This window comes from Agrobacterium sp. BT-220-3 (assembly GCF_025910175.1).
Taxonomy (GTDB): Bacteria; Pseudomonadota; Alphaproteobacteria; order Rhizobiales; family Rhizobiaceae; genus Agrobacterium; species Agrobacterium oryzihabitans.
Window position 1 is genome coordinate 88,676 of sequence record NZ_JAPAIX010000005.1, and the last position, 19,537, is coordinate 108,212.

At 61.2% G+C, this 19,537-nt stretch carries 17 protein-coding genes; 7 read left to right on the forward strand and 10 right to left on the reverse strand.

All coding sequences use genetic code 11. The annotated features are described in order from the left end of the window. Positions 1 to 10 precede the first annotated feature (10 nt). Genes OK142_RS15350 through OK142_RS15360 form a run of 3 tightly spaced genes read right to left on the reverse strand, consistent with a single transcriptional unit; the run spans position 11 to position 4,567 of the window. A complete protein-coding gene (locus OK142_RS15350; protein ID WP_498683681.1) occupies positions 11 to 922 on the reverse strand; it encodes a DMT family transporter in 912 nt (303 codons plus the stop codon). Then, positions 919 to 3,321, reverse strand: a complete 2,403-nt coding sequence (locus tag OK142_RS15355) for a PIG-L family deacetylase (protein WP_498683682.1) — start codon at positions 3,319 to 3,321, stop codon at positions 919 to 921. Before OK142_RS15355 ends, OK142_RS15350 begins: the two co-directional genes overlap by 4 nt. 19 nt (positions 3,322 to 3,340) lie before the next feature. After that, positions 3,341 to 4,567 carry an ROK family transcriptional regulator gene (locus OK142_RS15360; protein WP_498683684.1) on the reverse strand — a complete coding sequence of 409 codons (1,227 nt, stop codon included), beginning with the start codon at positions 4,565 to 4,567 and terminating at the stop codon, positions 3,341 to 3,343. A gap of 245 nt (positions 4,568 to 4,812) precedes the next feature. On the opposite strand from OK142_RS15360, the gene OK142_RS15365 reads away from it, so the two are divergent. The 6 genes from OK142_RS15365 to OK142_RS15390 are packed head-to-tail and all read left to right on the forward strand — an operon-like array spanning position 4,813 to position 11,329. Further along, positions 4,813 to 6,078: a sugar ABC transporter substrate-binding protein gene (locus tag OK142_RS15365; protein ID WP_003499460.1), complete on the forward strand. Its 1,266-nt coding sequence runs from the start codon at positions 4,813 to 4,815 to the stop codon at positions 6,076 to 6,078. A 15-nt stretch (positions 6,079 to 6,093) separates the two neighbouring features. After that, positions 6,094 to 7,035: a carbohydrate ABC transporter permease gene (locus OK142_RS15370; RefSeq protein ID WP_003499458.1), complete on the forward strand. Its 942-nt coding sequence runs from the start codon at positions 6,094 to 6,096 to the stop codon at positions 7,033 to 7,035. Further along, entirely contained in the window at positions 7,032 to 7,874 is an 843-nt protein-coding gene (locus OK142_RS15375; protein ID WP_003499456.1) for a carbohydrate ABC transporter permease, read from the forward strand. The genes OK142_RS15370 and OK142_RS15375 overlap by 4 nt, the downstream gene beginning before the upstream one ends. A gap of 4 nt (positions 7,875 to 7,878) precedes the next feature. Further along, positions 7,879 to 9,393, forward strand: coding sequence for an argininosuccinate lyase (gene argH, locus OK142_RS15380; RefSeq protein WP_313613444.1), 1,515 nt, complete (start codon positions 7,879 to 7,881; stop codon positions 9,391 to 9,393). After that, the gene (locus OK142_RS15385; protein ID WP_003499452.1) at positions 9,393 to 10,433 is read left to right on the forward strand and encodes an ABC transporter ATP-binding protein; all 1,041 of its coding nucleotides are present in this window, start codon (positions 9,393 to 9,395) and stop codon (positions 10,431 to 10,433) included. The genes argH and OK142_RS15385 overlap by 1 nt, the downstream gene beginning before the upstream one ends. After that, entirely contained in the window at positions 10,430 to 11,329 is a 900-nt protein-coding gene (locus tag OK142_RS15390) for a carbohydrate kinase family protein (RefSeq protein ID WP_498683687.1), read from the forward strand. The genes OK142_RS15385 and OK142_RS15390 overlap by 4 nt, the downstream gene beginning before the upstream one ends. 12 nt (positions 11,330 to 11,341) lie before the next feature. On the opposite strand, the gene betC is transcribed toward OK142_RS15390, so the two are convergent. Beyond that, positions 11,342 to 12,856 (reverse strand): choline-sulfatase, encoded by a 1,515-nt coding sequence (gene betC, locus OK142_RS15395; RefSeq protein ID WP_498683688.1) that lies wholly within the window; start codon positions 12,854 to 12,856, stop codon positions 11,342 to 11,344. A 14-nt stretch (positions 12,857 to 12,870) separates the two neighbouring features. Further along, positions 12,871 to 13,824 carry a choline ABC transporter substrate-binding protein gene (locus OK142_RS15400; RefSeq protein ID WP_498683689.1) on the reverse strand — a complete coding sequence of 318 codons (954 nt, stop codon included), beginning with the start codon at positions 13,822 to 13,824 and terminating at the stop codon, positions 12,871 to 12,873. A 94-nt stretch (positions 13,825 to 13,918) separates the two neighbouring features. Here OK142_RS15400 and OK142_RS15405 point away from each other — a divergent pair, with 94 nt between their 5' ends. Continuing rightward, positions 13,919 to 14,815, forward strand: coding sequence for a choline sulfate utilization transcriptional regulator (locus OK142_RS15405; protein WP_216332195.1), 897 nt, complete (start codon positions 13,919 to 13,921; stop codon positions 14,813 to 14,815). Positions 14,816 to 14,845: 30 nt separating this feature from the next. On the opposite strand, the gene OK142_RS15410 is transcribed toward OK142_RS15405, so the two are convergent. Genes OK142_RS15410 through OK142_RS15430 form a run of 5 tightly spaced genes read right to left on the reverse strand, consistent with a single transcriptional unit; the run spans position 14,846 to position 19,531 of the window. Then, a complete protein-coding gene (locus OK142_RS15410) occupies positions 14,846 to 16,297 on the reverse strand; it encodes an aldehyde dehydrogenase (protein ID WP_498683691.1) in 1,452 nt (483 codons plus the stop codon). 16 nt (positions 16,298 to 16,313) lie between these two features. Then, entirely contained in the window at positions 16,314 to 17,036 is a 723-nt protein-coding gene (locus OK142_RS15415) for an ABC transporter ATP-binding protein (protein WP_498683692.1), read from the reverse strand. After that, positions 17,029 to 17,757 (reverse strand): ABC transporter ATP-binding protein, encoded by a 729-nt coding sequence (locus OK142_RS15420; protein WP_137039754.1) that lies wholly within the window; start codon positions 17,755 to 17,757, stop codon positions 17,029 to 17,031. Before OK142_RS15420 ends, OK142_RS15415 begins: the two co-directional genes overlap by 8 nt. Beyond that, the gene (locus OK142_RS15425) at positions 17,754 to 18,662 is read right to left on the reverse strand and encodes a branched-chain amino acid ABC transporter permease (RefSeq protein ID WP_498683693.1); all 909 of its coding nucleotides are present in this window, start codon (positions 18,660 to 18,662) and stop codon (positions 17,754 to 17,756) included. The genes OK142_RS15420 and OK142_RS15425 overlap by 4 nt, the downstream gene beginning before the upstream one ends. Next, positions 18,659 to 19,531, reverse strand: coding sequence for a branched-chain amino acid ABC transporter permease (locus tag OK142_RS15430; protein ID WP_137039752.1), 873 nt, complete (start codon positions 19,529 to 19,531; stop codon positions 18,659 to 18,661). The genes OK142_RS15425 and OK142_RS15430 overlap by 4 nt, the downstream gene beginning before the upstream one ends. Between the last annotated feature and the right edge of the window lie 6 nt (positions 19,532 to 19,537).

A 19,537-nucleotide genomic window follows, 5' to 3' on the forward strand; every position in this document is an offset into this window, starting at 1 on the left:
ACAACACCTGTCACCGTCGGTGGCGCAACGTCTTCAGGAGATATTCCACAAAGGCCGTTGCCTGCAGAGAGACGAGAATGATGGCGATGCCGAAGACGACGCGGGCCTCGGGCACCTCGTCAAACAGGAAATATCCCACAGCCGTCACAAACAGGATCGACAGATAGCCGACGGGTGCGAGCACGCTTGCATCGGCAATGCGATAAGCCCGCAGGAAACAATATTGCCCCATTTGCGCAAGCAGGCCGATGGCGAGCAGCGGCCCCCAGTCGAGCGGCGCGATCGGCTTCCATGTCCAGATCGCCGGAACCGCGGTAATGACGGCGAGGCCAACCGTATAGAAGACCATCATCACCGTGGTGTTTTCCTGCCGAAGCGCCCGGGTCTGGATCACCGCAAGAGCACCGAATACCACCGAGACGAGGACGACGAGCACGCCTGCGTTGAATTCAGCGCCGCCCGGCCCGATGACGACGAGAACGCCGACAAATGCAAGGCATGCCCCAGCCCAGCGATATCGGCTCACCCTTTCGCCGAGAACGGCGACCGCCATCGCCATCGTCACCAGCGGGCGAGAGAAGCCAACGGCATTGACGGTGGCGAGCGGCAACAGTGTGATGGCGACGAAGTTGCTGGTGAGTGCAATGGCGTTGCAGCAGATTCGGAAAAGATTGCGCCAGGGATATTTGACGTTCACCATTTCCATCCGGTGCCGCCAGATGAGCGGCAGGATGAAGATCAGGCCGATCATCGCCCTGATGAAGACGAGTTGAAAGGCCGGATAGGTAACGCCCTGCGCCTTGACGAGGGCTGTCATTCCGCCCGAAACGAGGGCCATATCCAGCAATAGCCAGCCGATGCCCGCGCGGGCATCGGTTTCGCGCGGGTTCTCCTGTTTTTCACTCTGGTCCTGGCCATTCACGCGGGTTGCACAAGGTTTGCCATGACGCGGAACGCCCCCGGCACCAGCTTGTCCATCTGGTGGTGAAGGACGAGGCTCGTATGCGTGTGCCGGCCCTTGCCAATCGCCGCCGAGACCAGCGCACCCTTCAGGGGCTGTTCATCGACATCGTGCATGGCAAGCAGGGGCTCATAGACATCATCCCAGCGCGAGGCGAAATAGAGCCCGCGCTCCTTGTCCCAGCCCGTCCAGTCAGCAGCACTGATCGTGTTGGGCCCGACAAGCAATGGATGATCGGGCAGCAGCACCGTCACCTCGGCATTCGGATCGGTCACACGCCAGCGCAGGGACGGCTTGCCGATTTCAAGCCGCCTCACCGGCGTCGTCTCCGGGTTCCATCCATCGGTCGGCCGGTGATAGAGCGTGACAAGATGGCCGCCCTCTTCGACGAATCGGTGGAGCCGCTCCGTTGCCGCAGCCAGATCCTTTCTGATGCCGAAGGCGAAGATGCCGACAACAATCGTCGTAAACGACGAGAGATCACCGCCAAGCGCCTGCGCATCCAGTTCGGTGACATCAAGACCCATGCGAGAAAGCCATGACCCGACCCGGTCGGCACCGCCACCGACATAACCGATGCGCGCACCCTCGGGCAGTTTGAGGTCCAGCGAGAGGATTTTCAGAGCGGAAGGTGCGAGAAACCGCGTCCGTCCGATATGCGGATAGGCGATCGGCGTGATCTGGAAAGCCGGCTGCGAACCGACAGTCGCTTCGATCTGGGCAAGGCCCGTCGTAGCGTCGCCGGTGCGTTCGGCCACCCAGTCACTGCCGCTCTTGCGCAGGTTCCAGCCGCCCGCACTCCTGAACGACAGCGGCGCATCGGCACCCCTTATATGCGCCTGAAAAACATGGGCGTCCTGCCCCTGTCCAAGCGGAACCAGAAGCGCATCGGGCGCGATCGTCAGCGACTGCGCGGGCGTTACGAAAAACGGCTCCTCCAGATCGAAGTTGGCCGAAACGTCCCGGCCTTCGACTCTTGCGGAAAGGCGCACCGAGGCCTGGCCATTGCCGCCTGACGCTTTCCAATCGGGCTGATAGAGACCGGAAACAGTGGCGTCCTGATCGGCGACAAGTGAAAAGACCCGCGTCTGCCCTAGCGACTGAAAGGATGAGGAAACGCCAGCCGGAAGAACCGGGGTAACTTCGACCTGAAACTCACCCGCCTTGTCAGCAAGTTCCACGTAGAGCGCGGATGTTCCGCCCGGAACGATCTCTGCCGGCTGGGCATAAGCCCGCTCGAAAAGATCAAGCGCCGTCAGGATAGCGGCATCGACCTGCGCCCGTTTGCGCGCGATCCGGTGCCCGTGCAACGCCTTGAAATCCTGCGCTGCGGCCTCATCGACCTTCTGCAAAAGAGTTGCCGCCGAAAGAAGTGACGCCGTGATCCGCTGCGTGTCGGGAAAGGCTGCGATTGCGTCGGTGATTTCCTGTTCGGCCCCAACCAGCGCCTTTGCCAATTCGGCGTCTAGCCCGGGAAAATCCGAGAGATCGGTCAGCGACGACGGCAGCCCGTCGAGGATCGAACTTTCCCCGCCGCCCGCGATGCTGGAGAGCTCAAGATGCAGCGGCCAGACTTCCTGCGCCCGCTTCGGCCAGTGCCCCATTCCCTGCGATGCATGGTAATAACGCGACCATTCGCCGATACGGTCATATTGCGCACCGGTGGCCTCCTCCTTGCCCGGAGCATTGACTATCAGCGTTGTCTCCGGCGGAGGCACTTCGTCATCATAGGTGTCGCCACCGCCCGACCATGCGGGAAGATAATATTTGGCCACCTTCCAGGGTTTCAGCCCCTCGGAGAAATGTTCGGGATAGGCCGCAGGATCGGCCGCCAGCGTGATCGCGGTTTTCGCCGCGCGCGTCATGGCGCGGTGGTGCCCGTGTTGTCCCGGCACATCGAGAAATGTCGGGATGACGATATCGGGCCGTTCCTTGCGATAGGCGCGCACCAGCCGCTCGACGATGCGCTGCTGCCCCCATCGACCGAAGGTCTGGTCACCATCCTTGGAGAAACCGAAGTCGTGAATGATATCCGCCGGGCCATGGCCAAGCCAGCTTACATCCGCATCGATGACGCGGGCAGCCTCCTCCAGCTCCCGCGACCGGATGACGCCAAGCGCGCCCAGCCGCTCAGGCCCCAGCGCATTCTGCCCGCCTTCACCGCGCGTCGAGCAGGCGATGATGGTCCGCATGCCAAGTTCCATCCGGAAATAGGCGAGAAGTCCGTTCTGCTCGTCGTCCGGATGCGCGCCGGTGTGCATGACGGTGACAGCGGATTTCAGTGCGCTCAGTTTGCGATGCAGGCGCACAAGCCATGGATCGGCCATCTGCCGTTCGATGCGCTCCCGGGGGTTAAGCATGGGTGGTCTCCTCCAATATTCAGCCGGGCACCTGCGCTGCGGCGCCCAAGGACGTCTCAAGTTTTGGTGTGACGATGTCGAACAGCGGCAGGGCGGCGGCACCAAGCGCCGCCGTCAACTGTCCTGATTTGCCGTGGATGACGCGCGGCAACTCCCTTTGCCGCCGGCTTGCGACCGAAGTCGGCAGATGCCCCATCCGCGCAATGATCTCGCTGATGATGATTTCCGGCAGCGCGCCACCGAGAATGACCGTCTGCGGATCGAGAATGTTCTCGAGCATCGCAACCATCGGCGCCAGATGGACGGCGGCCTCGTCGATCCACTCCATCACCACCGGATTACCGGCCTTGAACAGGGCCTCAAGATCATCAAGCTCCGTATCCGCCACACCGGCGCAGACGAGCTTTTCCTTGAGCACATAAACGGAAGCATAGGCCTCCAGGCAGCCCCTTTGCCCGCAGGAAGGGCAAGGCCTTCCCTTCGGCGAGACGGTCACATGGCCGATTTCGCCGGCATTGCCGAACGCGCCACGATAGGGCGAGCCATCCTGAATGATGCCGAGACCGATGCCGACACCAAAATAGATCATGCAGAAATTCGGGATCGCCAGGCCCGCACCGAACAGGCGCTCGCCGACGGCGGCGGCCGTCGCATCGTTTTCAACCACGACCGGTTGGCCGCAGGCCTCGCTCAGCATCTGGCGGGCATCGATACCCACCCAGCCGGAGAGCGTCGTCGGGCCGACCGAGGTCATGCCGTCGATCTCGAAAGGTCCGGGCATGACGACGCCGGTGCCGAGCAGCCTGCAACCGACATTTTTGGCAACCGCGGCATGCTCTGCCGCAAAGGTCTTGAATATGGCTTCCGGCGTCGTGTCCTTGAGCGGCGTGACACGATGGGTGCGCAACACACCGGCGAGATCAAGGCCGACGGTGACCATGTGGTCGGCGGCGATCTCCACCCCGATCGTCGCGCCGCCATCCGGGTTGACGGCAAACTGGATCGGCGGCTGGCCCCTGCCGGTGCGGCGGCGGCCAAGCTCCTTCAGAAGCTCCTCCCCCACCAGCTCATCGACGATATTGGCAACCGCCTGAGGTGTCAGATGCGTGATCTTGGCGATCTGTGCACGCCCGAGCGACCCGTGCCGCCGGACGATGTCGAGGACGACTCGCCGGTTGTGCTCGCGGCTGCGCTCAGGATTTTTTCCGATTGCTACGGGATAGGCATCCACCGTGTGCACCGTCATCTCTTCAACTTCCCGTCCGTTAGAAAATTCATAGCGTTGAAATGACGATAAGCGCAATATAATAATTCAAGTAAATTATCTTATTGACAAATGCCCGCCTTCAGAGAACCGTAGAGAGCGACCGGGGGTCAGGCTTGCATGGGGGTGGAACACGGAAAATCCCGCTGCCGGCAAATCGATGAGAGCGCGCGAAAGCGCGGATAAAGGGAACTATCACTCCGCATCCGGAAGACCGGGCGGGGAAAATGGAGGCTTACATGCGCAGGGCAACTTTGTTCGCCGGCTTGGTCGCCGGCTTCAGCACATTTGCGTTCAACGCCGCTCAGGCGGTTGAAATCGAATATTGGCAATATGTCTTCGACACACGCGTCAAAGCGATGGACGAGCTTATTGCGGAGTTTCAGAAGGCCAATCCTGACATTACCGTCAAACAGGTGACCTTCCCTTACGCCGACTACCAGACGCGCGTCATTGCCGCCAACATGTCCGGCAAGGGCCCTGACGTCATGCAGCTGTTTTACGGCTGGCTGGACAAGTTCGCAGCCGGCGGCATCTTGCAGCCGCTGCCGACCGACGCTTTCCCGCATGACAAGATCGAAAGCGATTTCTTCCCGATCGTCAGCGCCATGAAGCGCGGCGATGATTATTACGGCCTGCCGACGGCGGTTCGTTCGCTTGCACTTTTCTACAACAAGAAGCTCTTCACCGAAGCGGGCCTCGATCCCGCCAACCCGCCGAAGACGCTCGATGAATTCGTCGCTGCCGCAGAAAAGATCGCCAAGCACGACGCCGCTGGAAACCTCACCGTTGCAGGCTCCACACTCGACATGGGCGGCCAGGACCACCAATGGTGGCGCGAGGTTCTCATCCGCCAATATGGCGGCGAGCCCTACACCGACAACGACCAGAAAGTCGCCTATGACAGCGAGGCGGGTGTTCAGGCCCTGAAGTTCTACACCAGCCTGCAGCTTGAAAAGAAGATCGGTCAAGTGGGCTTCATGGATGAAGGCCAGGCCGCCTTCCGCGCCGGCAAGGCGGGCATGACCATAGACGGCACGTTCCGGCTGGGATCGTTCAGAACCATCAAGGACTTCGAGTGGGGCGTGACCGAGCTTCCCACCAATGACAAGAATATCCGCTCCAACTATGCCAGCTATTTTGCCAACGGCATCAGCGCCAAGACGAGCGGCGAAGAGCTTGAAGCGTCGAAGAAATTCCTCGCCTACATCTCCTCACCGGAAGCCATGGCGATCTGGCTGAAGACCGTGGGCGAATTGCCGGCACGGCGTGCGGCAGCTCTGACCGAAGAGAACCTGAAGGACCCGGTCTACGCACCGTTCCTGAAGGGTCTCGAATACGCCCACACCACCCTGTTCATGGACGAGGCCGCCCAGCGGCAGAACGCCATCGACATGACGAACCGGATTTTGCTCGAGGGCCAATCCGTCGAAGACTCCATCAAGCAGGCCGCCGGGGCCGAGCAGGAAATCATCGACGCGGCCAAACCCTAAAACCCAGGTCCAGACATGACAGCGATCGATCAACAGGGGGCGGCATCCGGCCGCCCCGGCGGCTCCTTCGGGGATCGCTTTTCCATGCGCACGAAACGGCTTGTGTGGATCTGGAGCTTTCTGGCTATCCCGATCCTGTTTTACAGCATCATCCGTTTTTACCCGACACTGCAGGCCTTCTGGCTGTCCTTCACCAACTGGGACCTGCTGCGGCCGGCAAAATTCATCGGCGTCGCCAATTACGTCAAGCTGTTCAAGGACCCGCAATTCTGGAAGGTCTTCAGGAACACCTTCACCTATCTCATCATCGGCACGCCCATCAGCCTCGTTCTGGCTTTTGTCATCGCCTTTTATCTCGATCGGGTGCGTATCCTGCACGGCTTCATCCGCGCGCTCTATTTCCTGCCCTATCTGACGACGGCAGCGGCGATGGCCTGGGTCTGGCGCTGGTTCTATCAGCCGCCGCCGATCGGCATCATCAACGACGTGTTCGGGATGATCGGAATTCCGCAGCAGCCGTTCATCCGCTCCACCGATCAGGCGCTTTATTCGGTCATGGTGACAGCCATCTGGGCGGGCCTCGGTTTCCAGATCATCATCTTCATGGCGGGCCTGCGCTCCATTCCGTCGACATTTTATGAAGCCGCGCGCATCGACGGTCTTGGCGAGTGGGCGATCCTTCGAAAGATCACGCTGCCTCTCCTGAAACCAACCACCGTTTTCCTCGTGGTCTTCTCCTCGATCGGCTTCCTGCGGATTTTCGATCAGGTCTACAACATGACCACCAACGATCCGGGCGGCCCGCTCGGCTCAACCAAACCGCTGGTGCTGATGATCTACCAGACCGCATTCAATTCCTATGCGATGGGTTATGCCGCCGCGCAGACGGTCGTCCTGTTCACCATTCTTCTTGTCGTATCGCTGGTCCAGCTCTGGGTCCTGAGGGAAAAGAAATGAGCGAAGCGCTGCCACTCTCCCACGCCCGCATCCGCCCCGGCCGCATCCTTGCCTGGACGCTGTTGTTCATCGGCGGCCTGATCATGGTCTCGCCGCTGCTCTTCATGTTTTCGACCTCGTTCAAGACGGCGGACCAGGTCTATGACCTCCGGCTCATTCCCGCAGCACCGACGCTTGCAAACTACATAACGGTGATGGCCGACGGCCGTTTCCTCCGCTGGTTCTTCAACTCCATCTTCGTTGCGGTCATCGTCACCCTTTCCAACTGCTTCTTTGACAGCCTGGTTGGTTATACGCTCGCAAAATTCGAGTTCCGCGGTCGCTACTTCATCTTCCTCGCGATCCTTTCGACGCTGATGATCCCAACGGAAATGCTTGTCATCCCGTGGTATCTGATGTCCAGCCAGCTTGGCTGGCTCGACAGCTACTGGGGCATCATGTTCCCTGGAATGATGACGGCCTTCGGCACCTTCCTGATGAAACAGTTCTTCGAGACGGTTCCGAACGACTTCATCGAGGCAGCGCGCGTCGACGGGCTGAACGAATTCCAGATCTGGTGGAAGGTCGCCCTGCCGCTGGTGACGCCCGCGCTCTCCGCACTGGCAATCTTCACCTTCCTCGGCAACTGGACCGCATTCTTCTGGCCGCTCATCGTCACCACCAGCAAGGAACTCTACACCCTGCCGGTCGGCCTCTCGAGCTTTGCCGTGGAACAGCAGATCCAGTGGGAAATGATCATGACGGGCGCTGCCATTGCGACCATCCCAACCCTTATCGTCTTCATCGTCCTGCAACGCTACATCGTTCGCGGTGTGATGCTGGCAGGCCTGAAAGGATAACACCATGGCCGATATGAACCCGCGCCTGTCCGACACCAGCAAGTTTCCCGATCCTGTCTACAAGGAAACCGTGCTGCGTCCGCTTTTCGACGGCGCCAAGAACCACCATGTCGACGGTTTCCGCCGCATCGATCGCGCCCATCTGGTCATGCTGCGCGAAACCGGCATTCTCGATGCGGACACGGCAGCGAAAATCGCCGGAGCGCTTGATGACATTGACAGGACCATCAACCCGTCGGAACTGGTCTATACCGGCGAGGTCGAGGATTTCTTCTTCCTCATTGAAAAGGAACTGAAAGCCCGCATCGGTGTCGATATCGCCGGCCGCCTGCACACGGCCCGCTCGCGCAACGACATTGACCACACGCTTTTCAAGATCGGTCTGAAAGAGAAGATCGACACGCTCACCGCCAAGGCGCGGCTTCTGCTGGCGGCCCTGATCGACGCTGCCGAGCGCAATGAAAAGACGCTCATCGTCGCCTATACCCACGGGCAACCGGCCCAGCCCACCACCTTCGGCCACTATCTTTCTGCCGCCATCGAAGTGCTGATCCGGGATATCGACCGTTTCACCGAGGCACGGCGCATCGTCGATCTGTCGCCGATGGGTGCTGCCGCCATTACCACCTCGGGCTTTCCGATTGATCGGGCGCGTGTTGCAGAACTTCTCGGCTTTGCGGCACCCTTGCGCAATTCCTATTCCTGCATCGCCGCAGTCGACTATACGACGGCGACCTATGGCGCGATCGAACTGATGTTCCTGCATCTCGGCAGGCTCATTCAGGACTTCCAGTTCTGGACGAGCTTCGAAGTCGGGCAAATCTACGTGCCGAATTCGCTGGTGCAGATCTCGTCGATAATGCCGCAGAAACGAAATCCGGTCCCGATCGAACATCTGCGCCACCTTGCCAGCCAGACATTCGGGCGGGCACGGACCATGCTCGACGTGATGCACAACACCCCCTTCACCGACATGAACGACAGCGAGGGTGAAACCCAGGGCATGGGTTACGAGGCCTTCGCCTCTGCCGGCCGGGTGCTCGATCTCCTTGCCAGCCTTGTTGGCAAGATCAGTATCGATCCGGAAAGGGTCGACCAGAATATTCGCCGGTCCTGCATCACCATCACGGAACTGGCGGATTCCCTCGTGCGCATCGAAGACCTGTCATTCCGGCAGGCCCATGAAATTGCCGCGACCGTCGCCAAGAGCGTTGTCGCGCTGAAGGGTGACCTGCCAAACGACGGTTACCAGCCGTTCCGCAAGGCGTTCCAGGAACTGACCGGACGCGAGACCGGCGTCGACGAGGAAAAGTTCAGGCAGATCGTCTCGCCCGAGCACTTCGTCGCCGTGCGCAGCCGCTTCGGCGGCCCTGCCCCCGAACCGATGCGGGAGGCGATTGCGGCCTATCGCGACAAGCTTGGAACTCTTGAAGCCGAGGCACAACGATCCACCGACCACGAAGCGGCGAAAGCCGCAGAGCTTGCAGAGAAATTTACCGCCCTGACGGGAGCGCGATAATGGCGACAATCGAACTCAATAAACTCGTAAAGCGCTACGGCAAGGTGGAGGCGGTCAAAGGCATCGACCTTGCCATTGAAGACGGCGAATTCGTCGTTTTCGTCGGTCCTTCCGGCTGCGGTAAATCCACGACGCTGAGAATGATCGCGGGTCTGGAGGAGATTTCCGGCGGGACGCTGAGAATCGCCGGGAACGTCGTCAACGAGAAAGAACCGAAACAGCGCAACATCGCCATGGTCTTCCAGAACTATGCGATCTACCCGCATATGACGGTTCGCCAGAACATAGGCTTCGGGCTCTATACCTCAAAGCTCGACAAGGCGGAAAAGAACCGGCGTATCGAAGAGGCCGGTCGGGTGCTCGGACTTGAGGCATTGCTCGACCGTCGCCCCGCGGCCCTCTCGGGCGGCCAGAGACAGCGCGTCGCCATCGGCCGCGCCATGGTGCGCGATCCCTCAGCCTTCCTTTTCGATGAACCTCTCTCCAATCTCGACGCCCAGTTGAGATCGCAGATGCGCATTGAAATCAAGCGCTTGCATCAACGTCTTAAGACGACAACCGTTTACGTTACCCATGATCAGGTGGAAGCCATGACCATGGCGGATCGGATCGTCGTCATGAAGGACGGTCATATCCTGCAGGTCGGCACGCCCTCGGAGCTTTACGAGACGCCGGTGGATGTCTTCACCGCGCGGTTCATCGGCAGCCCCTCGATGAACCTGCTGCGCGGCACGAGAACAGATAACAGCGTTGCGCAGTCGGCCACGGGCGATCTGCTGATCGGCATTCGCCCGCATGATCTGCTTGTTGGAGAAGGCGAGACCAATCAAGGGGCCTTCTCCCTCGAAGGGACGGTCACCGCCGTGGAGCCGCTCGGCCCCGAAACGCTGGTTCACCTCGATACGGCAACGACGTCCGTGATCGCGACGGCGAGAGGAAAGTCCATTCCAACTGTGGGCAGCCGGTTGCAATGCCAGGCGCAGGCAGGCGCGCTCTATGTTTTCGATGCCAAGACGGAAAAGCTTCTGGGCCGCGCATGATGACGACAGTCACGGATAAATCAGCGGTCATCAGTGTTGGCCGCATCTATTGCGACCTCATTTTCACCGGGCTTGACGAATTGCCGGTGCTTGGCCGGGAACTGTTTGCCAGCGACATGGAAATCGCCGCCGGCGGCGGGGCTTTCATTGCAGCCGCCCATTTCGCCCATATCGGCCGCACGGCCACGCTGCTGGCAAGGCTCGGCACCGACACATTCTCGCGGGCCATCGGCGAGAAGATGCAGCAGAGCGGTGTGGACCTGCAATTCCTGGAGCACTCAGCGGATGCGGGGCCTCAGGTCACCGTCGCAACGGTGGTTGGCCAGGACAGGGCTTTCCTGACCCGGCGTGCCGGTGCTGCTCGCCCATCGACCCTTGATGCCGCCTTTGGCTGGAAAAGGGCCTGCCATCTGCACATCGCCGAATTCGCCACGCTTCACGAAATCCCCGATCTCGTTTCGCGTGCGAAGCATAGCGGACTGTCCGTCTCGCTCGATCCGAGCTGGGATGCCTCGCTTATTTACGACAAGGGCCTGCTCAAAGCCTGCGAAGGCGTCGACGTGTTTTTGCCCAACCTCGAAGAAGCCGAAGCGATCACGGGCCATTCCGACCCCGAGGCGGCTATCAGGGCGCTTTCCGATGCATTTCCTGTCGTCGCCCTGAAAGGCGGCGCGCAGGGCGCGTGGGTCTCCGCGCAGGCAGAACTGCACCATGCAGCGGCGAAGAGCGTCCCGGTCATCGATACGACCGGCGCGGGTGACGCGTTCAATGCCGGTTTCATCGATGCCTGGCTTCGGCGCGAGGGCGAGAAGCAATGCCTGGAGGCCGGTGTGGCGGCGGGCAGCCTTGCCGTGCAGGCCACGGGCGGCGCGCCGCGAGCCAACGCCGCCGCATAATCCCTGCCAGCGTTACTCGCCGCGCGGGTAACGCTGGTTCTCTTCCAGAACATTCAGATCCATGTGGTTGCGCATGTAGCGCTCCGACGCCCTCTGCAACGGCTGGTAGTCCCACGGATAATAGGCGCCGTTGCGCAGCGCCTTGTAGACCACCCAGCGCCGCGCCTGGCTTTCCCGCACCGATGCGTCGAAAACGGGCAGTTGCCAGCGCCGGCCGATCTCGGCGGAAAGCGATGACAGCACGTCGGCAAACTCAGGATTGCCGGCAAGGTTCGTGCGCTCCCCAGGATCAGCCTCAAGATCATAGAGCAGCGGCGGATCGGCCTCGCAGACCGAGAGCTTGTAGCGGCCGTCCCTGATGGCGACAAGCGGTGTGATCGAACCCTCGGCCGCATATTCCATCGGCACCGGGCCGCGCTCGCCTGTTCCCGCAGCCAAGGCCGAAAGGTCTTCGCCATCCGTCCAGCGTTTGAGCGAGGTGATATCGAGGCCAGCAAGACCGCAGAGCGTCGGCGTGACATCCAGTGTCGAGACCGGCGTGTCGATAAGCGCCGATTGCCAGCCGGGTGCTGCGATCATCAGGGGGACACGGGCCGAGCCCTCGAAAAAGCACATCTTGAACCACAGGCCGCGCTCGCCCAGCATGTCGCCGTGGTCGGAGAGGAAGAGGATGATCGTGTCCTCCTCCATGCGCGTCGCCTTCAGCACGTCGAGAATTTCGCCGACCTTCTCATCGATATAGGAGATGTTGGCGAAATAACCGCGCCTCGCCCGGCGTATCTCGTCCGGCGAGATATCGAAGGCCCGATGGTCGCAGGCTTCCAGCAACCGCTTCGAATGCGGGTCCTGCTCCTCGAAGGCAATCGCTTCCGACTGCGGGTCGAGCGCCGGGCAATCCTCATAAAGATCCCAGAATTTCCGCCGCGCAACATAGGGGTCATGGGGGTGGGTGAAGCTGACGGTCAGGCACCAGGGCCGGTCATCGAGGCGGCGCGACAGGTCGTATAGTTTGCGGGTGGCGTGATAGGCGACTTCGTCGTCATATTCCATCTGGTTGGTGATTTCGGCAACGCCCGCGCCGGTCACCGAACCGAGATTGTGATACCACCAGTCGATCCGCTCGCCCGGCTTGGTATAGTCAGGCGTCCAGCCGAAATCCGCCGGATAGATATCCGTGGTCAGGCGTTCCTCGAAGCCGTGCAACTGATCCGGACCGACGAAATGCATCTTTCCCGAAAGGCCGGTGTAATATCCCGCCGCCCGCAGATGATGCGCATAGGTCGGAATATCAGAGGCGAATTCGGCGGCATTGTCGTAAACCCGCGTCCGGCTTGGCAATTGCCCGGACATGAAGGACGCCCGGGCCGGTGCGCAGAGCGGGCTCGCCGTATAGCTGTTGGCGAAACGGACGGACCGCTCCGCCAACGCTTTCAGATGTGGCGCATGGAGAAAATCGGCCGGGCCATCGGGAAAGAACGTCCCGTTGAACTGGTCGGCCATTAAAATCAAAATATTGGGACGCGGCATTTCACCCTACAGTCTCAGAGGCCAAGTTTGCCTTTGACGGCATCCGCACCCGGCTTGCCATCCAGCGTGGTCACGCCCTGCAGCCAGCCATCCAGCGATGCCGGATTGGCCTTCAGCCACGCCATCGCCGCCGCCTTCGAATCCTCGCCGCCGAGAATGGAACCCATCAGGGCGTTTTCCATACCGATATCGAATTTGAGGTTCTTGAACAGCGTCGCCGCATTCGGGCATTGCTGCGGCCAGCCGGTGCGGGCGAGCGTATAAACCTCGGCGCCGCCGAAATTCGGACCGAAATAGGCGTCACCACCCGAAAGATAAGCGATATCGATCTTCTCGTTCATCGGATGCGGCGCCCAGGCGAGAAAGACCACCGCTTTCTTGTCCCTGCCCGCCCGTTCCACCTGCGCCAGCATGGCCTGTTCGCCGGATTCGACGAGCTGCCAGCCCTTCAGGCCGAAATCATCGGCGTCGATGATCTTCTGAATATTCTGATTGGCAGGTGCGCCCGGCTCAATGCCGTAAATCTTGCTTTCAAATTCGTCGGCGTGTTTGGCAAGATCGGAAAAATCCTTCACACCCTTTTCCGCCACATAGGCGGGCACCGCCAGCGTGAATTTCGCGCCCTCAAGGTTCTTCGTCATCACCTCGGCGGCCTTGGCCGAGCTGAGATCATCAACGAAGGATTTCTGGGCGGGCATCCAGTTGCCGAGAAAGACGTCGATCTCGCCGTTTTTCATGGCCTGATAACCGATCGGCACCGACAGCGTCTTCACGTCGGCCTCATAACCCAGCGCATCCAGCAGCACCGAAGCGACGCCGTTGGTGGCGGTGATGTCGGTCCAGCCGGGATCGCTGAGGCGGATGGTCTTGCAGGCGGCATCATCGGCCGCATGAAGCGGGGTGGAGAAGGCCGCCACGGACAGAAACAGGCCGGCGGCGATGCGGTGCAGATGAGAAACGGTTTTCATTGCGGCTCCCCTTTTATTAGTCCAGTTTATTGAACACCACATTGTTTTCGCCTGTGAAGCGGGTATTTTTCGATGTCTTATATAAGGATTTTTTATGACAGATAGGCCGCTCGACCTCGGATGGATGCGCATTTTTACCGAGATCGCCCGGCGTGGCAGTCTGACGGCGGCGGCAGCATCATTGCGGCTGACCCAGCCCGCGGTCAGCTATCAGATCCGACGGCTGGAAGACGAATTGGGCGTCGCGCTTGTCCGGCGTAAACATCGCGGCATCGAACTGACGGCCGAGGGGCGAAAACTGTTCGACATCGTCTCGCGCAACGTCGATGCCATCGATCTTCTCGCGCAGCAGCTTCGCCGGACGGAAGAACGGCAGACGATACGTCTGCATACCGACTACGCCTTCTCGTCCCTCTGGCTGATCCCGCGCATGCATGGTTTTCGCGCGCTCAACCCCGATATCAACATCCAGATCGTCGCCACGCAGGATCCGCTCGGACAGGGCAAACATGACAGCGACGTGATGATCATTTTCGGCACGCGACAGGATGCGGGCGACGGTGCGGTGCTGCTGCTTTCCGAGAAGGTCACGCCCGTCTGTTCGCCGGCGCTTCTGGCGGAGACACCGGCACCGGCAAGCGTGGCGGATTTTTCACGGCTGAAACTCATCCACCTTGAAAACACCTCGCAGACCCACTGGTTCGACTGGCCTTCCTATTTCAAGCATTTCGGCGTGCCGAGAAGCCCGGAAAACGATGGCGGTGACATCAGCTTCAACAATTACACCATGGTGGTTCAGGCAACGATCGGCGAACAGGGTTTCGCGCTCGGCTGGGCCGGGCTGGTCGATCCGCTGGTCGAGGCGGGCGTGCTGGTGACAGCAGGCCCGAGCCTCGATGCGCCGGGACGTGGTTACTGGCTGATGAGGCCGAAAAGTAATGATAGCGCGGTCCGGAAACTTACCGGCTGGCTGATTGACGAGCGGCGATGACGCCGCCCGCCAGCGTGTTTCGCTTCCGGTTCAGATCGGATAATGCAGCGGACCGTCCTGAAGCGTGACCCAGCGCAATTCGGTGAATTCCGCAATGCCCGCCGTTCCCCCGAAACGGCCGTAACCCGAGGCCTTCACCCCGCCAAAGGGCATCTGCGCCTCATCGTGAACAGTGGGGCCGTTAATGTGGCAAATGCCGCTTTCAATCCGTCCGGCAATGGAAAGCGCCCGCGCCTGATCCCTGCCGAAAATGGCGGCGGAGAGACCGAACTCGGTTTCGTTGGCGATGCTCACGGCCTCATCGATGCTCGCGGCACGGATGATGGAAACGACCGGACCGAAACTCTCCTCCGAATAAAGCCGCATGGCCGGTGTGACGCCATCGACGGCAAGCGCATCGAGCATCGTGCCGTTTCCGCTGCCGCCGGCCACCAGACGAGCGCCCTTGGAAACGGCATCATCCACCAGCGCCCGGATGCGGGAGGCGGCCTCGGCGCTGACCAGCGAACCGAGCGGCGTTTTGCCCTCGCGCGGATCGCCGGCCTTCAGGCTCGCCGCTTTTTTGGCGAATGCCTCCACGAAGGTACGGGCAACGCTGTCGAGCACGATGATGCGTTCCGTCGACATGCAGATCTGGCCCTGGTTCATGTAGGCGCCGAAGGCCGCGGCAGCCACTGCCGCATCGATATCGGCATCATCAAGCACGATGAAGGGGGCCTTGCCGCCAAGCTCCAGCAATGCGGGCTTCAGGTAACGGCCCGCCGTTTCGGCAATCACGCGGCCGACGCGGGTGGAACCTGTAAAATTCACCCGTCTGACGGCGGGATGGGCAATCAGCGCATCGACGATCTTCGCCGCATCTTCCGGCGCATTGGAAACCGCATTGAGCACCCCTTTGGGCAGACCGGCGGAGGCGACCGCCTCGATGATCAGCGCATGGGTGCGCGGGCAAAGCTCCGATGTCTTCATCACCACGGTGTTGCCGCAGGCGAGCGGCGTGGCGATGGAGCGAACGCCGAGAATGACCGGCGCATTCCACGGCGCCATGGACAAAACGACGCCCGCCGGCTGGCGAAGCGCCATCGCCATGGTTCCCGGACGGTTGGAGGGGATGATCTCGCCCTTGATCTGTGTGGTCAGGCTCGCCGCCTCAACCAGCATGTCGCTTGCCAGCTTCACGTTAAAACCGGCCCAGGCATCCGTCGCGCCGATCTCCTCCTTCATCGCCTGGGTAATCTCAGGCCCGGCAGCGAGAAGCGCTTGGGCCGCCGCCAGAATCAGGCGGCGGCGCTCACCGGGGGGCGTTGCCGACCAGACGGGGAACGCAGCCGCTGCGGCGTCCGCCGCACGCGTGGCATCCTCCAGCGTTGCCGCCGCCGCGCTGGTCGCCACATCCCCGGTGATCGGGTTGTTGCGCTCGAAACGTTTGCCGTTTACGGCCGGGCAATGGTCGCCGCCGATGAAAAGATTGACAGTCTGCATGGTCTTCCTCCTGAATTCAGACAATGGCGGCGGTGGTGCCGCCGAGAAACGCCCGTTGCACGGCGGGATCGGCGGAGAGGGCTTCAGCCGTGCCCGCACCCACGATCCTTCCTGCTTCCAGCAAATAACCGCGATCGGCAAGTGCGAGGCTTTCGCGCACATTCTGCTCCACCAGCAGGATGGAGAGGCCGCTCTTTTTGATCTGCGCCAAAGCGGCAAACAGCTCCTGCGTGACGATGGGTGCAAGACCAAGGCTCGGCTCGTCCAGCAGCAGATAATCCGGTGCCGACATCAGAGCACGGCCGATGGCGACCATCTGCTGCTCTCCGCCGGACATGGTGCCGGCAATCTGCTGCCGCCGCTCCGCCAGACGCGGAAACAATGAAAAGATATGCTCGCGTGTCGCCTTTTCCGCCGCGCGGGCGTGACGGGGGTTCGCGCCGAGACGCAGATTTTCCGCAACCGTCAGCGCCGCAAAAATTCCGCGCCCCTCCGGCACCAGCGCGACGCCGCGCTCCACGATCTGGTGGGCGGGAACTGTGGCGAGGGAGGCGCCATTGACACGCACCTCACCCGAGGCCGATGCGACGAGCCCGCCGACTGCTTTCAGCAGCGACGACTTGCCAGCGCCATTGGCGCCGAGAAGCACGACCGTCTCACCCGGCGCGACATTGAGAGATATGCCGTCAACCGCGAGATGTTTGCCGTAACGGATTGTCAGTGCGTCTATTTCAAGCATGTGCCGCTCCCAGATAGGCGGAAATGACCTGTGGATCGTCAAGAACCTCCGAAGTCGGCCCGTCGGCGATTTTGCGGCCGGCAGCCATCACCACCGAACGCGGGCAGAGCGCGCGCACGGCAGCCATGATGTGTTCAACGAGCAGGATCGTCGTTCCCTCCGACGCCAGACGGCGGATCAGCGCAATCCCCTCCTGAAGCTCGGTGGGATTGAGACCGGCCAGCCATTCGTCCAGCAACAGAAGCTTCGGTTCGCCGGCAAGCGCCCGCGCCAGTTCAAGCCGCTTCTGGTCGATATAGGTGAGATCGCCGGCCGGCATGGTCTCCCGCCCGGCAAGCCCGATCCTTTCAAGGCAGGCGCGGGCAACCCTCTCCGCCTCGAGCCGGGCCAGCCGTTGCGGCCCGAACATGGCCGACACAGCGACATTTTCAAGCAGGGAAAGCGAGGGCAGCAGCCGCACGAGCTGGAAAGTGCGCGCCACGCCGGCACGCGCGATAACATCCGGCCGCCTGCCCGCTATCTCCTGCCCCTTGAGCCTAATCGAACCTTCGGTCGGCTTCAGCGCACCGGAGATCAGGTTCATCAGCGTGGTCTTGCCGGAACCGTTCGGCCCGAGCAGCCCAACGACCTCGCCAGCCTTGATGGTGAGGCCAAGACCATCGACCGCCTTCAGCCCGCCGAAAGTCTTGCGGATATCGGTGATTTCAAGAACCGTGCTCATGCGGTTTTCTCCTTCCCGCGCAACTTCTCCAGCGCCGCCAGCACGCCATCCGGAAGGACGAAGACGATGAGAATGAAAAGGCCGCCAAGGATGATGGAAAAATGGTTGGGGAAATTGGCGCCCAGCCATTCGAACAGCAGGAAGAGCGGCACTGCTCCGAGGATCGGTCCCCACCGCCGGGTTGCTCCGCCAAGCAGAGCCATGATGACCGTCAGGAACGATACCTGCGGGTTGAACACGATCGCCGGCTCGATATAGACCCAGCGCGGCGCCTGAATGGCCCCGACAAGCGTGATGATGGTGGACGAGAGCACGAACAGCGTCAGCTTGGTGCGGGCAAGATTGATGCCCGCATGCGCAGCCACGACCTCGTCATCGCCGATCGCCTTCAGCGCCAGCCCCAGCTTGCTGCGATCGATCAGGATCGCCAGAAGAAGCGTCACGACAGCCAGCGCCAGCAATTGCCACAGCACGTGTTGCGGCTCCAGCGGCAGAAAAATGTAGCGCCCGAGCGTGCCCGTCACATTCACCTCGTACCACGTGATGAGCTGGCGGATGAGTTCGGCAAGACCGAAGGAGAAGATCACGAAATAGATGCCCGCAACCCTGAGCGTCGAAAGCCCGACGACAAACGCCAGCCCCGCGCCGACGAGAGCCGCGCACAACAGCACCAGCGGCCAGGGCAGCACTTCACTCAGCACCGCGACCGTGTAGGCACCGACACCGAAGAAGGCGACGGTGGCGAGCGAAATATAACGTGTCGGACCGGAAAACATCGCCCAGGCGGAGGCGAGCGTCGCATAACCGAGAAGGCCGATGATGACGCCCACGCCATAGGCATCGAAAAACCAAGGGGAAAGCGCCAGCAGCGCAACCGCTGCAAGGCCGAGAAGAACGGGGATCATTTGCCCCTCCTTGCGAAGATGCCTTCCGGCCGCCACAGCAGCACCACGAGGAAGAGCAGATAGGTGGCGGCAAGTGTGAGGCCGGGATCGACATAAACGAGCACGAAGGTTTCCACGAGACCGAGCAGCAGGCCGGCCACCAGCGCGCCGAGCAGATTGCCGACGCCGCCCATGATGACGACGACAAGCGCCTTCATGGTGAAGACCACGCCGTAAGAGGCGGAGAAGGTCTGATACATCGAGATCATCACCCCACCCGCGACGGCAAGCGCACCGCCAAGGGCAAAGCCGATTGAGGCCACACGATTGACGTCAATGCCGACCAGCGGCGCAGACCGGGGCGCAAGCGCCACCGCGCGCAGGTTGAGACCCCAGCGGCTATGGGTGAGAGCGAGATAAAGGCCACCGCCGATTGCAACCGAGAGGCAGAAGGACAGGAGCCGGTTCAATGCCACGGTCGTGCCGAAGATATCGACGCCATCGGCAAGATAGGAATAGGAGTGATAATTGCCGCCGAAGACCACGAGCATGATGCCCTGAATGACGAAGAGCAGGCCGAAGGTCGCCAGAATGGAATCGACCTCAAGACGGCCGGAACCGCCCGAACGGCGCACCAGCGGCCGCATCATGACACGGTAGATCAGGAATGACAGGCCGTAGCCGAGCGGCACGATGATGAAGAGCGACCAGAGCGGCGAGAGGCCGTAACTGGAAAACAGCACAAAGGTGATGAAGGCAGCGGCAATCAGGACCTCGCCATAAGCGAGGTTCATGATGCGGGCGATGCCATATTGCAGCGAAAGTCCAAGCGCGATCAGCGCGTAGGTCCCTCCCAGCATCAAGCCGAAGATGAGGGTGGATAAAAACAAGGGGAT

Coding starts and splice junctions, on each gene's coding strand:
- OK142_RS15355 (WP_498683682.1), bottom strand. CDS start 3,321: ATGCTTAACCCCCGGGAGCGCATCGAACGGCAGATGGCCGATCCATGG.
- OK142_RS15360 (WP_498683684.1), bottom strand. CDS start 4,567: ATGACGGTGCACACGGTGGATGCCTATCCCGTAGCAATCGGAAAAAAT.
- OK142_RS15365 (WP_003499460.1), top strand. CDS start 4,813: ATGGAGGCTTACATGCGCAGGGCAACTTTGTTCGCCGGCTTGGTCGCC.
- OK142_RS15370 (WP_003499458.1), top strand. CDS start 6,094: ATGACAGCGATCGATCAACAGGGGGCGGCATCCGGCCGCCCCGGCGGC.
- OK142_RS15375 (WP_003499456.1), top strand. CDS start 7,032: ATGAGCGAAGCGCTGCCACTCTCCCACGCCCGCATCCGCCCCGGCCGC.
- argH (WP_313613444.1), top strand. CDS start 7,879: ATGGCCGATATGAACCCGCGCCTGTCCGACACCAGCAAGTTTCCCGAT.
- OK142_RS15385 (WP_003499452.1), top strand. CDS start 9,393: ATGGCGACAATCGAACTCAATAAACTCGTAAAGCGCTACGGCAAGGTG.
- OK142_RS15390 (WP_498683687.1), top strand. CDS start 10,430: ATGATGACGACAGTCACGGATAAATCAGCGGTCATCAGTGTTGGCCGC.
- betC (WP_498683688.1), bottom strand. CDS start 12,856: ATGCCGCGTCCCAATATTTTGATTTTAATGGCCGACCAGTTCAACGGG.
- OK142_RS15400 (WP_498683689.1), bottom strand. CDS start 13,824: ATGAAAACCGTTTCTCATCTGCACCGCATCGCCGCCGGCCTGTTTCTG.
- OK142_RS15405 (WP_216332195.1), top strand. CDS start 13,919: ATGACAGATAGGCCGCTCGACCTCGGATGGATGCGCATTTTTACCGAG.
- OK142_RS15410 (WP_498683691.1), bottom strand. CDS start 16,297: ATGCAGACTGTCAATCTTTTCATCGGCGGCGACCATTGCCCGGCCGTA.
- OK142_RS15415 (WP_498683692.1), bottom strand. CDS start 17,036: ATGCTTGAAATAGACGCACTGACAATCCGTTACGGCAAACATCTCGCG.
- OK142_RS15420 (WP_137039754.1), bottom strand. CDS start 17,757: ATGAGCACGGTTCTTGAAATCACCGATATCCGCAAGACTTTCGGCGGG.
- OK142_RS15425 (WP_498683693.1), bottom strand. CDS start 18,662: ATGATCCCCGTTCTTCTCGGCCTTGCAGCGGTTGCGCTGCTGGCGCTT.